General features: G+C 44.7%; 11 protein-coding genes. 8 read left to right on the top strand and 3 right to left on the bottom strand.

What is annotated here, in order from left to right:
* Positions 1–5: 5 nt before the first annotated feature.
* A complete protein-coding gene (locus tag FNH22_RS29170; protein WP_143402063.1) occupies positions 6–446 on the bottom strand; it encodes a nucleotidyltransferase domain-containing protein in 441 nt (146 codons plus the stop codon).
* Positions 447–591: 145 nt separating this feature from the next.
* Here FNH22_RS29170 and FNH22_RS32230 point away from each other — a divergent pair, with 145 nt between their 5' ends.
* Both FNH22_RS32230 and FNH22_RS32225 read left to right on the top strand, forming a co-directional pair.
* A complete protein-coding gene (locus FNH22_RS32230; protein ID WP_185154485.1) occupies positions 592–729 on the top strand; it encodes a hypothetical protein in 138 nt (45 codons plus the stop codon).
* Positions 730–949: 220 nt separating this feature from the next.
* Positions 950–1123: a hypothetical protein gene (locus FNH22_RS32225; RefSeq protein WP_185154484.1), complete on the top strand. Its 174-nt coding sequence runs from the start codon at positions 950–952 to the stop codon at positions 1121–1123.
* 877 nt (positions 1124–2000) lie between these two features.
* Here FNH22_RS32225 and FNH22_RS29165 read toward each other — a convergent pair.
* Positions 2001–2423 (bottom strand): hypothetical protein, encoded by a 423-nt coding sequence (locus tag FNH22_RS29165; RefSeq protein ID WP_143402062.1) that lies wholly within the window; start codon positions 2421–2423, stop codon positions 2001–2003.
* 2121 nt (positions 2424–4544) lie between these two features.
* On the opposite strand from FNH22_RS29165, the gene FNH22_RS29160 reads away from it, so the two are divergent.
* From FNH22_RS29160 to FNH22_RS29135, 6 genes are all read left to right on the top strand, one after another.
* Positions 4545–5030 carry a hypothetical protein gene (locus tag FNH22_RS29160; protein WP_143402061.1) on the top strand — a complete coding sequence of 162 codons (486 nt, stop codon included), beginning with the start codon at positions 4545–4547 and terminating at the stop codon, positions 5028–5030.
* A gap of 412 nt (positions 5031–5442) precedes the next feature.
* On the top strand, positions 5443–6861 hold the full coding sequence (locus FNH22_RS29155) for a hypothetical protein (RefSeq protein WP_143402060.1): 1419 nt from the start codon (positions 5443–5445) through the stop codon (positions 6859–6861).
* Positions 6862–7109: 248 nt separating this feature from the next.
* Positions 7110–7832 (top strand): hypothetical protein, encoded by a 723-nt coding sequence (locus FNH22_RS29150; RefSeq protein WP_143402059.1) that lies wholly within the window; start codon positions 7110–7112, stop codon positions 7830–7832.
* Positions 7833–8556: 724 nt separating this feature from the next.
* Complete coding sequence (locus FNH22_RS29145) at positions 8557–8751, top strand: hypothetical protein (RefSeq protein WP_143402058.1); 195 nt, start codon at positions 8557–8559, stop codon at positions 8749–8751.
* A gap of 110 nt (positions 8752–8861) precedes the next feature.
* Positions 8862–9440, top strand: a complete 579-nt coding sequence (locus FNH22_RS29140; RefSeq protein WP_143402057.1) for a phage tail protein — start codon at positions 8862–8864, stop codon at positions 9438–9440.
* Between the two features lie 98 nt (positions 9441–9538).
* Positions 9539–13159 (top strand): Calx-beta domain-containing protein, encoded by a 3621-nt coding sequence (locus tag FNH22_RS29135; RefSeq protein ID WP_143402056.1) that lies wholly within the window; start codon positions 9539–9541, stop codon positions 13157–13159.
* A gap of 105 nt (positions 13160–13264) precedes the next feature.
* On the opposite strand, the gene FNH22_RS32220 is transcribed toward FNH22_RS29135, so the two are convergent.
* Positions 13265–13512 (bottom strand): hypothetical protein (locus FNH22_RS32220; RefSeq protein ID WP_185154483.1); only part of this gene is annotated, 248 nt, incomplete at its 5' end.

The raw sequence follows: 13512 nt of genomic DNA, 5'->3' as shown, positions 1-13512 counted from the left end.
CTCGTTCACTTNTCTTCCGCGGTGAGCTTCTTAGGGTTTTGCAAGTGTACCTTGCCGGTATCATACAGTACAATGCCTTCCTTTTTAATGTCCTTGAAGAAGTAGTTGCCCTGCATCAGGGACTGGTTCAGGTGCTTGCCGGAGTGGAAGATGAGGCTGACAGGTGTTTTCACGATGCCGGTATCCCGTAATACCTCGTTCACTTTAGTTTCTATTTTCAGGTGGCACTTCAGGTCGTCATGGAGGGTGACTACCAGCAGGTCATAGTCGCTTTTGTATTCGTAGAGGATGCCTTTTTCCACGTAGGTGTCTTCCACATACTCGCCCCGGGCATAGCTGCCGAACAGGATCACCATTTCTACTTTTTTCATGCTGCTAAGCAGCTTGGTGATGTTCTGTAGTTCTTCCTGTTTGGTAAGGGGTAATTTCTGTAATACTTCGTTCACGGGTGTAAGATAATGGATTATTTCCTGGCACTAAATATAGGTCAATATTTCGTGGATTTAAAAAGCCCTAAGGATGAAGGGAGTAGGTATTGTGCCTGAAAAAAATGGTCTAACGGTGTGGTGAAATACAGGCTTATTTTGTAGCTTGATCCTGTCAACACATCTGACTTTTCATGGTCTAAATGCGCTGAATGAAGGGCAGCGCGAGGCACTGGTCATCTACCTGCTGGGCCAGGCCACCTATGTAGGCAGAGGGCATAGAGCAGAGGGACATAGAGAGTAAATTGAAGTACTAAAAACACATTCACATGGAAAAGTAGCCGGGCGCAAAACGCTAAAAAATAGTACTTAAAATGGTGGGAGTTGCATTTAAGCAAGATCAATACCTGAAAACGCTGTACAGAATCACTAAAGGCCGGTACAGAATCATTTTCAGTCACTAAAAAATCATTCCAGGTCACATAAAAATCGTTCCAGGCCATAAGAAAATCATTCCAGGCCACATGAAAATCATTCCAGGTCACCAAGAAATGACAAAAGCACATCCAAAAAACACACCGAGCCGCCTGAATATCACTCAAGGTCACCGGGAAACCACAGCAGGTCATAAGAAAATGACACTCCATCGGAAAAGAACGGTAAAACGGCAGGCAGCTATGGCAGAAGTACATCGCTGATGCATTTCATCACTGCCTGAGGCCTCAAAAGACCATCAAATTTTTTTACCCTTAGAGATTCATTTATGAAAAATAAGACATTAGAAAGTAAGCTGCCGGGTAGGGTGAAGCAATCTGCTTATCGTGTGTCGGGAGTGTTGTATTCTACGTTTACCCATGGGGAAGGCTCTTGCTTCTTTCTTAGGGCGTCATCGTCATATCGGTTATGCAGATAGTTGGGTTTGGAGTGGGAAAGGTACAGCCATCTCTTTGAAAGTGGAGATTGCCGCGCCTTTCCCCGCGCATGGCCCACCGAAGGCTCGCAATGTCGGTCTGTAGTTATAACTAAGCTTGTCTTAAGCCAGTTTGATAGGGATACGAAGATAAACTTCCTACCGGTCGTCTTTTGCGAACCCTGAGCGTGGGCTAGCGGGTAGGGTGAAGCCATCTCCTTATCGTGTATGAGGAGTGTTCTATTCTATGCTTACCCATGGAGGAGGGCTTCTTTTTCTATCTTAGGACGTCATCATCATACCGGTTATGCAGATAGGCTGATTTGGAGCGTGAAAGGCAGGCCATCTCTTTGAACGGGGGAGATTGCCGCGCCTTTCCTCACGCCTACTTTAAAGCGCATTTAGTGAGGTATCATATTTCAAAAGCTATCTCTGAAGTACACCCGGATTAAGAATCCTATTCTTAAATCAGTATGCATGACGCTATCGCTATATACACGTCAGATGGAGTATTTCTGCTTTACTGGAAAGTTCGTGGCCTTAATATCGAAGTCACAGACTTCTTGGTTACTATTGATAGGCATATAAGGTGCAACCTTAAACCAGTTTGGGGCTATATGCGCCAAGTGGGGCTTATGAATTTTTAGACCCCTATGTTTATTTATCTAATGTGTGCCTTTTAATATTCTCTCTGACAATTTCATACTTATCATTATTCCAATTCCTCCTAAAATGTTCTGTAGGCCGTATAAGCTAATATCACCGTGGTTCAAAAAGACACTCAGGGAATTTGAACATCCAAATATGATTACACCGATTGAAATGAATTGCATCAAAACCATTGGTTCGCGCAATTTAAAAGGATTGTCATTCCAATTCGGCTTTGTCAAAGTTCCTCCAAACACCTTGACTATCAATACTGTTATGATCGTTCCAAAAATCGCCCAACCAATTACTGCGCCAACTGTTGATAAAAATTTGAGCAGAACATCCGTTAAGGTATAGTAAATCGGATCTAAGAAATTAATGACAGCAAATATTGCTAAGAATATTGCCTTACCGTATCCTATTTTATTCCAGTTCTTCATATCATTATATTGGCCCTGGCAATTCGGTAAACATACAAACTTGTCCGTTTATTTTTATTACCTACATATCCAAATCTAATGGATTGGTGTTTTTTTTTAATGAATTAATAACAGCTTTCGTGACAAAGTATAGACTGATTGAGTTTCCCCTTGTCAGGTTCTCTTACTAAAGGACCCTGACGCTTTTGATAGGTTGGTTTTTCTGCTTTTCTGGAACGTTTTCGGTCTTAATATCGAAATTGCAGATTGCCGCGCCTTTTCCCACGCTTGGCCCACCGAAGGCTCGCAATGTCGGTCTGTAGTTATAACTAAGCTTGTCTTAAGCCAGTTTGATAGGGATACGAAGATAAACTTCCTACCGGTCGTCTTTTGCGAACCCCGAGCGTGGGCTAGCGGGTAGGGTGAAGCAATCTTCCTATCGTGTGTCAGGAGTGTTCTATTCTACGTTTACCCATGGGGGAGGGCTTCTTTCTTTCTAAGGGTGTCATCACCATACCGGTTATGCAAATAGGTAGATTTGGAGCGGGAAAGGCACAGCCATCTCTTTGAACGGGGAGACTGCCGCGCCTTTCCCACGCTTTGCCCACCAAAAGGCTCGCAGTGACGATCTGTAGTTATAATTAAAATTTACGATGAAATGAAGTGCCCGACGGACTGTTTAAATGGATGCTGGTAACTCATCTGAATAAGTTCTATCCAGCCTTAAGCCAGTTTGGTACGGATAAGAAGATATAAACACCAGACGTCATTGCGAACCCCGAGCGTAGGCTTGCGGGTAGCGTGAAGCAATCTCCTTATCGTGTGTCGGCAGTGTCCTACTCTACGTTTACCCATGGNTAATTAAAATTTACGATGAAATGAAGTGCCCAACGGACTGTTTAAATGGATGCTGGTAACTCATCTGAATAAGTTCTATCCAGCCTTAAGCCAGTTTGGTACGGATAAGAAGATATAAACACCAGACGTCATTGCGAACCCCGAGCGTAGGCTTGTGGGTAGCGTGAAGCAATCTCCTTATCGTGTGTCGGCAGTGTCCTACTCTACGTTTACCCATGGGAGAGGGCTCCTTCCTCTTTCTTAGGGCATCATCGCAAAATGGTTAGGTTTGGAGCGGGAAAGGCACNGTAACTCATCTGAATAAGTTCTATCCAGCCTTAAGCCAGTTTGGTACGGATAAGAAGATATAAACACCAGACGTCATTGCGAACCCCGAGCGTAGGCTTGCGGGTAGCGTGAAGCAATCTCCTTATCGTGTGTCGGCAGTGTCCTACTCTACGTTTACCCATGGGAGAGGGCTCCTTCCTTTTTCTTAGGGCATCATCGCAAAATGGTTAGGTTTGGAGCGGGAAAGGCACAGCCATCTCTTTGAACGGGGAGACTGCCGCGCCTTTCCCACGCTTTGCCCACCAAAAGGCTCGCAGTGACGATCTGTAGTTATAATTAAAATTTACGATGAAATGAAGTGCCCAACGGACTGTTTAAATGGATGCTNACGTCATTGCGAACCCCGAGCGTAGGCTTGCGGGTAGCGTGAAGCAATCTCCTTATCGTGTGTCGGCAGTGTCCTACTCTACGTTTACCCATGGGAGAGGGCTCCTTCCTTTTTCTTAGGGCATCATCGCAAAATGGTTAGGTTTGGAGCGGGAAAGGCACAGCCATCTCTTTGAACGGGGAGATTGCCGCGCCTTTCCTCACGCATAGCCCCCCAAAGGCTCGCAATGTCGGTCTGTAGTTATAACTAAGCTTGTCTTAAGCCAGTTTGATAGGGATAAGAAGATAAACTACCTACCGGTCGTCTTTTGCGAACCCCGAGCGTAGGCTCATGGGTAGCGTGAAGCAATCTCCTTATCGTGTGTCGGCAGTGTCCTACTCTACGTTTACCACTGTAGAATCAATTACATTCCACTGAATAAATGGATTTCATTTACTGCATAAAAGCAGACCCCTGCTGGTTATTTACTATCCTCTGCTAAATGCGTGCTTATCTCAATGTTACCACCACTATTATTGAAGTGCATTACCTGCCTATCGAGTGATAGAGGTGACAGGTTAATAAAAGGTCGGAACATACCGAAAAGCGACGTTAAACAGGGAGTAGGTATAATTATAATCATATTACCGATGAGCAATTTAAAAGAGATAAACGAAAAAGCGCTGCAGGCGCAAATCGATGAAATCAGGTCAGCTCCAAAGGGATCTCAAATTTTAGCGGCCAATCAACATGTACTTGAGGCTTCAAAGACTTCGGTTTGGGCAGGCGCCGGAGAATTATCGTTAGGGGGATTCATTTGGTGGACTACCAGTTGTAATTTGGTACTGACAGATTTTAGCACCGGGGTAAAATCTGTAGAGTTCTCCGCTTCCGGAACCGGGTTTATGCTTGGGGCAGTAGAGTCCGAATTAGTAGGTGCTTTCGTTGTAGATCCCAACACCTTACCGGAAGACTGTCATTTTTCTATCGGAAGTGGCGCAGTAGAAGAGGGAGTGGTTACATTATTCCTATTGAGTACCAAGGGGTCTATCATAGGAAATTTCTCAGGACCTGCCGAAGGCCTTGACGTAGGCTCTATGTATGGAAGTGGTAAATTGAAGGTGAAACGACTTTAATTTTTATCCGGCAGCAAGCGTGCTTTGCCTGTGGTATTAAAGCAACTTTCTGCCGGTGTTCCGGCACTTTCCGTTAAGCAGTGTTTCATCCGGATGCTGCTACTGATGGTAGTGTACGATACCCGGATCTTCGGCTTTTGTTTTGGCTCATCTCAGGGAAGTGTGGATAAACAGGACTTAATAGTCAGAATCAAAGCCGGTCAGGGTCAGATGCCTGTCGGTCGGCGCCGGGCTCAACCTGCAAGTCCTCTTGATTCTTAAATCATGGCCCCTCAGCATAAAGTAAGCGCTCACTATCCGTGGCATCTCACCATGCACCTTACGCTTACATCCCTCCGGCACACCGCGTAATAAAGAGGGGAGTCAGATGAGACGTACTAACCACTATTTTTAAAACCTAATAATTAACCTTATGACTTACCGTGATAATGATGTTTACTTCTCCATGTCAAAGGAATATTTGCTGATACGTGGCGTGTATACTGTAACAGATTTTTCAGTTACTGAAGGTCAGGACCCCGATAGGAACATTTATGTGGGATTGAAAGTTTCATGTAGTGATAGCGACAAAATGTCTTTTCGCATAGGCCGTAAAGGGTCGGAAAGTGTTGCACAATGGTTTAATGATAAAGTACCAGCCTCACAAAACACCTTCAATCATAGTGCAGGAAAGCTAAATTTTGCTTTCCTCGGAACGTTGGAATTGACAATCAGGGGAGGTATTCTTGGTAACAGACAAGAAACGTTCACCTTTTTGAATGTAGCTCTTGCTCAAGGGAAGAGTGGTACCAGCAATAACTGGTGGTTTGGCGGATCAAATGGCTCTTACGCCCAAAGTAATTCGGTGATCTACAGCGGAACCAACGCCAAAGGTTCTGCCGTTTCTTTTGTCTTTCAGAGAGGTGGTAACAGTGTTGATATGGTGGGTGTTTCCCCGGAGAAACTTGTGGATACGGCAAATTGGATGAAGCAGGTGAACGATTCAGTAAAACTTGACCAGATCATGATGCCGGGAAGTCATGATGCGGGTATGTCAGAACTATCGCACTGCGCTCCTCCGGGACTGGCCGATGGCTACACTAAAACACAAAGCGGTTCCATTGGGCAGCAACTGGCGGATGGTTCACGGTACTTTGACATACGGGTTGATTATGACTACAATGCATTGGTGACGTATCATCGTACAAAGCAATGGGGGTGCAACGGACAGGGGCTGGTACAGGTCCTTGACCAGGTCAAAACATTTTTAACGGCCCATCCCAGTGAAACGGCTATCCTTAAATTCTCCCATATCCGTGACTATGATGATCACGATCCGGCCGTTACCAAACAGAAAATTAATGAACTGCTCAATAGTTATAGTGATTTTATATATGTGAATGCCTCCGGTAGTATTAACCTGGCGGAAGTAATATTAGGCAATACACGAGGCAAAATGATCCTGGTTTTCGACTATAGTGAATTTATAGATCCGGCTTCAGGCCGGTTTCGCTATAAGAATGGAGATTCAATACAGTCTGGTGCAAACGTTACAGTGTACGACCGCTATTCTGATACGTCTGACTATGAGGAGATGAAAAATGATCAGCTTCAAAAATGGAATGAATATGGCGGCCTGGGCAGGGGGTATTTATTTTTGCTTTCGTGGACATTGACTCCTGAACCCCCGGGTAAAACAGTTTCCACACTGGCTGCAGAAGCCAACGCTCAATTGGCGGGTGTATTGTATGACCAAATTATGATCGCCAATGCGGGTAAACCCAATATTGTTTACATCGATTTTTTGAATAGTACGGTTACACAAAGCATTATTCTATACAACCTTCAATAATATTTAATACGGAAGGAGTTGGGTAAGTACGTGCCTGACAGATTAACTATAGGGTGGGGCAACGGATAATATCCAGGAAAGTATCACGGGTAAAGCAGACAGTAACAGTATGTGTGCGAGGTTACACCTTTCTCGAGCAATAGCTTAAAGTTGATTTAAAGAAGTGATAAGCAGTTTACCAGTGGCCAAAGCGCTGATAAGATGACATCTCAAACTTAATTATTTGTATACTTAATTATTCGAATGAAATGCCAACACAACCTGACATTGAGGAAGACCTGAATAGGAAGGCTTTAAAATGGCAGTCGGGTCCCAGGAAGCTGATGGTTATATTTATGCCGGTGTTTATAGTAGTTGCTTCCTTCTTTATCAATCAATACAATCAAACCAGGAAAGAGCGGTTTTCCAGAGCACTGGAAAACTTAAACAGGGATAAACATAAAGGGATAAGGCTTAGCGCTATTGATGATCTTTCTGATTTTGTGGCCAATGCCCATCACGATCTCTTCGATTTGTACATGTTAACAAATGATGAGGAGATAAAGAACAGGGTATTCATCATCCTTGAACCCTATTACGAAAGTATAAACAATCATGATATGCTGGTTCACTTGCGGGCCAGACAATCTGAAACCATAAAAGAAGCAAAACAAGGATGGTTGTATGTCGGAAATTACGACACAAGTAGTAGTTCATGGCTCCGGCAGGCAGATTATACCACTACTTTGTCGTTGGAGGAAATAAACCTGACAGGCAGTCACCCTGATGCATTGATCAATGAAATAATCACGGTCACTTTTCCTCCCGGGGTTACTATAAGGTCGAATTATCCTTCCCCGGGCCTGGCTTCTGTAACGGGTACATTTGAAAAAGGGACCAGGGTTAAAATAACAGAAGTGAAAAACCTTCCTCTGAAAACCGGAGCTAAAACACATATGGTTTGGTGTAAAGTTTCCGGGTTCACGGAATAACTTATTTCGGGATATTATAACCGGTACCGGGTAAGTCATCTCCATACGTCCTTACCATGACGACAGGAGGCAGAAGCAATCTCCTCATCGCCGATGCGAACTAAGTCGATTTACGTCGTACGATCAGGAGACTGCCGCAGTCGTGCCCTACTTTGCAGTGATGGTCGCTATTTTTACTTTCCACACGTCATTGCGATGACGACGCAGGAGGCAGAAGCAATCGCCTCATCGCCGATGCGAACTAAGTCGGTTTACGCCACACGATAGGGAGACTGCCGCAGTCGTGTCCTCCTTCGCAGGGACGTCACTTTTTTACCATCCCCTCACTGTAGAATTTTGACACTTCAGTAGAAAATGGCTACCCTTCGCTGGAAAGATATGCCAGTATCTTTTCTCAGCGATACTTTTACGTTGATTAATGGAAGGTATTAAGTAGGATTAACTGCCTCCCAATAGCAAGTAACTATTCAGTAAACGAAGTAAATGAAATAGTATGCTGTCCCTTAAACGTAAAACAAATTTTATACTGGCCGGTGTCAAAGTTTGCTGTGCAAAAGCTTTAAAAAGCAGAAGTGGTCACAGTAGTCTTTTACTTCGTTTTACTACGTACCCTTACGTATTTAATGCAGGTGTTACGTATTCTAATGATGGAGTTTAGAAACTACCTTGACATTGAAATAAATAGTAACTGAATACAGGTCTTCAACACTTTAAACATATCCCCATGAATAACCACAGTGTAGCATGGTCTATTAACACAAACAACCGGTTCTCTTTAATTTATCCGGATTACCAGGGGCCTCCCTTTTTGGGTGAAAGTCACCTGGTGGACATCAGCCTGGCTGCTTCGGATATAGTGTATGTCCTAAGAAACTCTGACGGGCTAAATACCATAGAATACAGCAAGCAGATAAGATAATAATAGCTTTTTGAAACCGGGATTCTCCACATATTGAAACGAGATTGTGGAGAGGGGTTTCATTGAAAAATATAAGATAAATAAATTTCTAATGATTAATCGAAAATAATATGGAAGGATACATTGGTGAAATCAAACTATTCGCAGGAAATTTTGCGCCAAGAAACTGGTTTTTTTGCGCAGGCGAACTATTGGCAATATCTCAATTCGAGAGTCTTTTTGCAATTATAGGGAACACCTATGGAGGAGATGGAAAAACGACTTTTGCCGTACCAGATCTGAGAGGGCGGGCGGTTATTGGTGTGGGTACCGGCATTGGCCTTACACCAAGGTCTTTAGGTTCACACGCAGGGCATGAGAATATTACCCTAAATACCAATCAAATACCGGCCCATAGACATCAGGCAGCAATGAGTGGCGGGAAAGCAGATCTATATACCTCTGCTAATCCGGGACAGGCCGAAACCCCATCTGAAAATGATGCTGTTTCAGCAGATGGAGCAGGTACGGCATTTATCTACGGTCTGGGCCCGGCCGATGTAAAAATGGCGTCGACCAGCATTCAAAATGTTTCAGGTACCATAACAACTGCCCTGACAGGAGGAAATCAAAGTCATGACAACATGCAACCATCGCTGGCGCTGAATTATATTATTTGTCATACCGGTATTTACCCGTCAAGGGATTAAAAAGCCGGACACTATATAACTCCAAATGAAAGGTTAGCCATCTTTTATCGGCTTACAATCTGATTAGGGTTGACAGAAGAAACCGAAGAATTAATGATATGAAATTAGCAGGAATATTAGCTCTTACCGCTATTTTTTTTAGTGTGACACTGAACGCCCAGACGATGGAAACGGAACCAAACGGGGCCCCGGCACAAAGTGGGGTGATTACCGTCCCAACCACTGCCACCATACAGGGTAATGTTTGCCTGGGAACGGGTTGCCCAGCCCCAGACCCTGTCGATTTTTGGCATATAACGGATGGTTCGGGGGGAGCTTTTAGGGCTGCCTGGTCAGCCAATGTAGAAGTGACACTCAGAGAATATCCTACTTCAGCCAGAAATACAGTACCTTCAAATACGGTACTCACTTCCGGAAATGTGGTTACTTTGAATGCCAGTCGTTTTTATTCCGTTTCTGTACGATTTGTCGTTTCTGGGGTTTTAACTCATTATTCAGTTAAACTGGGTAACAACCCTCCAACAGCCAGAAGTTTTATTCTTAATGACAGTTATCAAGGGCTGTCCTACATTTTTACTGCAAGCCAATTTGGGTATTCGGATGCGGATGGAGATCCATTAAGTTTGATTAGGATAACCAGCTTTCCCGGGTTTACGGCTGTTTACATTGACGCCAATGACAATGATACTTTTGAATTAAGCGAAAGAGTAGCGCCAGGTGAGACCATTCCAAAAGCCGAAATAGACGCAGGAAATTTTCAGCTTAGCTATTCAAATAACAGTAGTGTTCGCAATTTTAGGTTTGAAGTATTTGATGGATTTGAGTATAGTGCTGCTGATTACAATGTCCGTATAGTGCCCATTCCTATACCTACTTTGACACTTGCTATCGATGACGCCAATGCCCCTGAACAAATAGTAAGCAATAATTTCGTTACCGCAACCCTGTCAAACGCATATGGTGCAAACACTACGGTCGATTTGTCCTTTAGCGGTACAGCCACCAATATAGCAGACTACACCAGAAGTGCAAATTCCATCATTATACCGGCCGGTTCAACAACGGGAACGATAAACCTGAATAATGTAGATGATGCGTTATTTGAAGATGATGAAACGGTAATAGTGGACATTGCAAGTGTCACGAATGGTAATGAATCAGGAACTCAACAGGTCACTTATACCATATTAGATGACGATGGACCGGAATTATCAATAGCAGCGACTACGCAGGCTGCTGAAGATGCCACCGATGGACTATTCACTGTTTCAACCTCCAGGCAGTTTGCCACAGCGACAAATGTGACCTTTACGGTGGGAGGAACTGCTTTATCAGGCATAGATTATACGAGTTTGGGTACCAGTTTTACTTTTCCGGCCAATACCAATTCAGTGACGCTCACTGTTCCCGTGATCGCGGATAATCTGGTAGAAGCAGATGAAACGGTCATCGTTACCCTCACCGGCACCGACAATGCCAATGTGACGATAGGGGCTACGGATGAAGCTACGGTAACAATCGCGGATGATGATGTTGCTGCTCTTTCGATTGTAGCTACCACTCCGGCTGCTGAAGATGGAACGAATGGATTGTTTACGATCAGTACCACTAAGGAATTCAGTGCAGCGGTAACGGTTAACCTTTTGGTGACCGGTACAGCCACAGCTGGTACCGATTATTCCACGTTAACCAGTTTTATCTTTCCTTCCAATGCATCCTCCACAACACTACCGGTAGTAGTGCTTCCTGATAACCTGGTAGAAGCCAACGAAACGGTGATTGTTACGATGACGGGCACGAATAACCCCAGCGTTACCATAGGGGCAACAGATGATGCAACCATTTCTATCATCGATAATGATGTAGCAGTATTATCAATAGCAGCTACTACTCAGGCGGCGGAAGATGCCACAGATGGCCTGTTTACCATTACAGCCACCCATCCGTTTTCAACTCCGGTGACAGTAGATATAACCGTAGGAGGCAGCGCTACACAAGGTACTGATTACGCCACCATTGGCACACAGGTAGTTTTTCCGGCAAACCAGAATACAGTAACCATTCCCATTGATATTACAGCTGATAATAATGTTGAGGCAAATGAGAATGTGGTTATTACCCTAACCGGGACAGACAATGGCGATGTTACTATTGGAGCCAGCGATGAGGCTACGGTCACCATCACGGATGATGATGTGGCTGAATTGTCCATTGTAGCGACTACCCAGGCCGCTGAAGATGCTACCCATGGATTATTCACTGTTTCAACTTCCGGGCAGTTTGCCATGGCAATAAATGTCACTTTTACGGTAGGAGGAAATGCCACGTCAGGCACAGATTATAGCCCGTTAGGTACCGGTTTTACTTTTCCGGCCAACACAAATTCTACGACGATTTCCGTTCCCGTACTTGCTGACAATCTGGATGAAGCGGATGAAACAGTCATGTTGACCTTAACCGGTACGGATAATGCTGCCGTGACCATAGGAACTTCCGATAATGCCACGGTGATCATAACCGATGACGATGAAACACCCGTGGTCACTCCCTCGCAACTGTTTACAGTTGATGAAAACGAGGCCAACGGTACTGCCGTGGGTACGATCATGGCAACAGATTCTGATGCAGGCACAACATGGAGTAACTGGGCCATCGTATCAGGCAATACTGCCGGGGTTTTTAGTATTGATCCACCGAGTGGTCAGTTGAGTATTGTAGATAATACAAACCTGGATGGTGTTACAGCTTCCTATACACTTTCCGTTACTGTAAGCGATGGTACGAATACCAGCCTGGCTGAAATGGTAACCGTAAACGTTAATGCCGTCAATGATGCACCCGGTTTCACCCCCGGAGCTGATCAAACCGTTACAGCCGGAGCGGCTGATTACACCATTGATCACTGGGCGACTGCCATTACGGCGGGGCCAGAGGATGAAGCAGGTCAAACGCTCATCTTTAATGTGACGAATGACAACGCAACATTATTTTCCACCCCACCGGCCATCAGCGCCAGCGGAGATCTCACCTTTAGCGTTGCCGCCGGAGTGAGTGGTGCCGCTACTGTTTCAGTAAACCTTTCTGATGATGGCGGTACGGCTAACGGCGGAGAAGATACCAGCGATGTAATACAATTTACCATCACCGTAGAAAAACAAACGCAAATGATCACGTTCGAAACGATTACGGATAAGAAAATAGGGCAGGACCCCTTCGCTCTGGTAGCTACCGGAGGCACATCCGGCAATCCGGTCATGTTCAGCATCACGACTGTGCCTTCCACAGGGGTGGCCACCTTGGCGAACAATATCATCACCTTAGAAGGTGGCATAGGCAGTGTAACGGTAACCGCCACCCAAGAGGGTAGCGATGCCTTTGAAGCGGCTGATCCGGTAAGCCAAACCTTTAATGTAGTGCCTAACTTCGCTTTCCTGCCTACGCTATTCACCCCTAACCGTGATGAAGTGAACGACCGTTTTGTGATTCGCGGAGGAGGAGCAGTGACCACGATCAACTTTAGTATCCTGGATCGGGAAAGTAATACAGTGTACACATCTAACGATTGGAATGAACTTTCGCAACAAGGGTGGGACGGAACTTCCGCAGGAAAGGAACAGCCTGCAGGCACTTACATATGGGTAGTAAAAGGAACCCTTGCCGATGGTTCCCCGCTTCAGATCAATGGTAAGGAAACAGGTATTATCAGATTGTTACGGTAAGTTTTAAATGCATCGAACAAATGATGCAAAGCGCAAGAGGTGCTTTTTGCATACTATAAACATCAGTGAACAGATCAGTTAAACCCGATCTATGCAATAGAATAATTAAAAGGGGGGGCTTAGATTATTGATTTGTGAGAATATTCCCTGCATCCATGGTCTTTTTTTAGTAGGTAGAGAGATTTTCAATACGGTTTTATTGGCATGATTTACTGTCCAAGCCCCTATGGCCAGGCTTATCCATTCATCCAGCCCCCAAACGGCACTTTTTACATTGGGGTACATCCGCACAGCCATAAGGTACTTATGGTGCTCTTCTTCCAGGTAGCCGAGTAGCTCTTCGGTGTAAAACC

The organism is Fulvivirga sp. M361 (assembly GCF_007097395.1).
Lineage (GTDB): Bacteria > Bacteroidota > Bacteroidia > Cytophagales > Cyclobacteriaceae > Fulvivirga.
This window is presented reverse-complemented; position numbering and strand designations above follow the sequence as displayed.

Coding starts and splice junctions, on each gene's coding strand:
- FNH22_RS32225 (WP_185154484.1), top strand. CDS start 950: ATGAAAATCATTCCAGGTCACCAAGAAATGACAAAAGCACATCCAAAA.
- FNH22_RS29165 (WP_143402062.1), bottom strand. CDS start 2,423: ATGAAGAACTGGAATAAAATAGGATACGGTAAGGCAATATTCTTAGCA.
- FNH22_RS29160 (WP_143402061.1), top strand. CDS start 4,545: ATGAGCAATTTAAAAGAGATAAACGAAAAAGCGCTGCAGGCGCAAATC.
- FNH22_RS29155 (WP_143402060.1), top strand. CDS start 5,443: ATGACTTACCGTGATAATGATGTTTACTTCTCCATGTCAAAGGAATAT.
- FNH22_RS29150 (WP_143402059.1), top strand. CDS start 7,110: ATGCCAACACAACCTGACATTGAGGAAGACCTGAATAGGAAGGCTTTA.
- FNH22_RS29145 (WP_143402058.1), top strand. CDS start 8,557: ATGAATAACCACAGTGTAGCATGGTCTATTAACACAAACAACCGGTTC.
- FNH22_RS29140 (WP_143402057.1), top strand. CDS start 8,862: ATGGAAGGATACATTGGTGAAATCAAACTATTCGCAGGAAATTTTGCG.
- FNH22_RS29135 (WP_143402056.1), top strand. CDS start 9,539: ATGAAATTAGCAGGAATATTAGCTCTTACCGCTATTTTTTTTAGTGTG.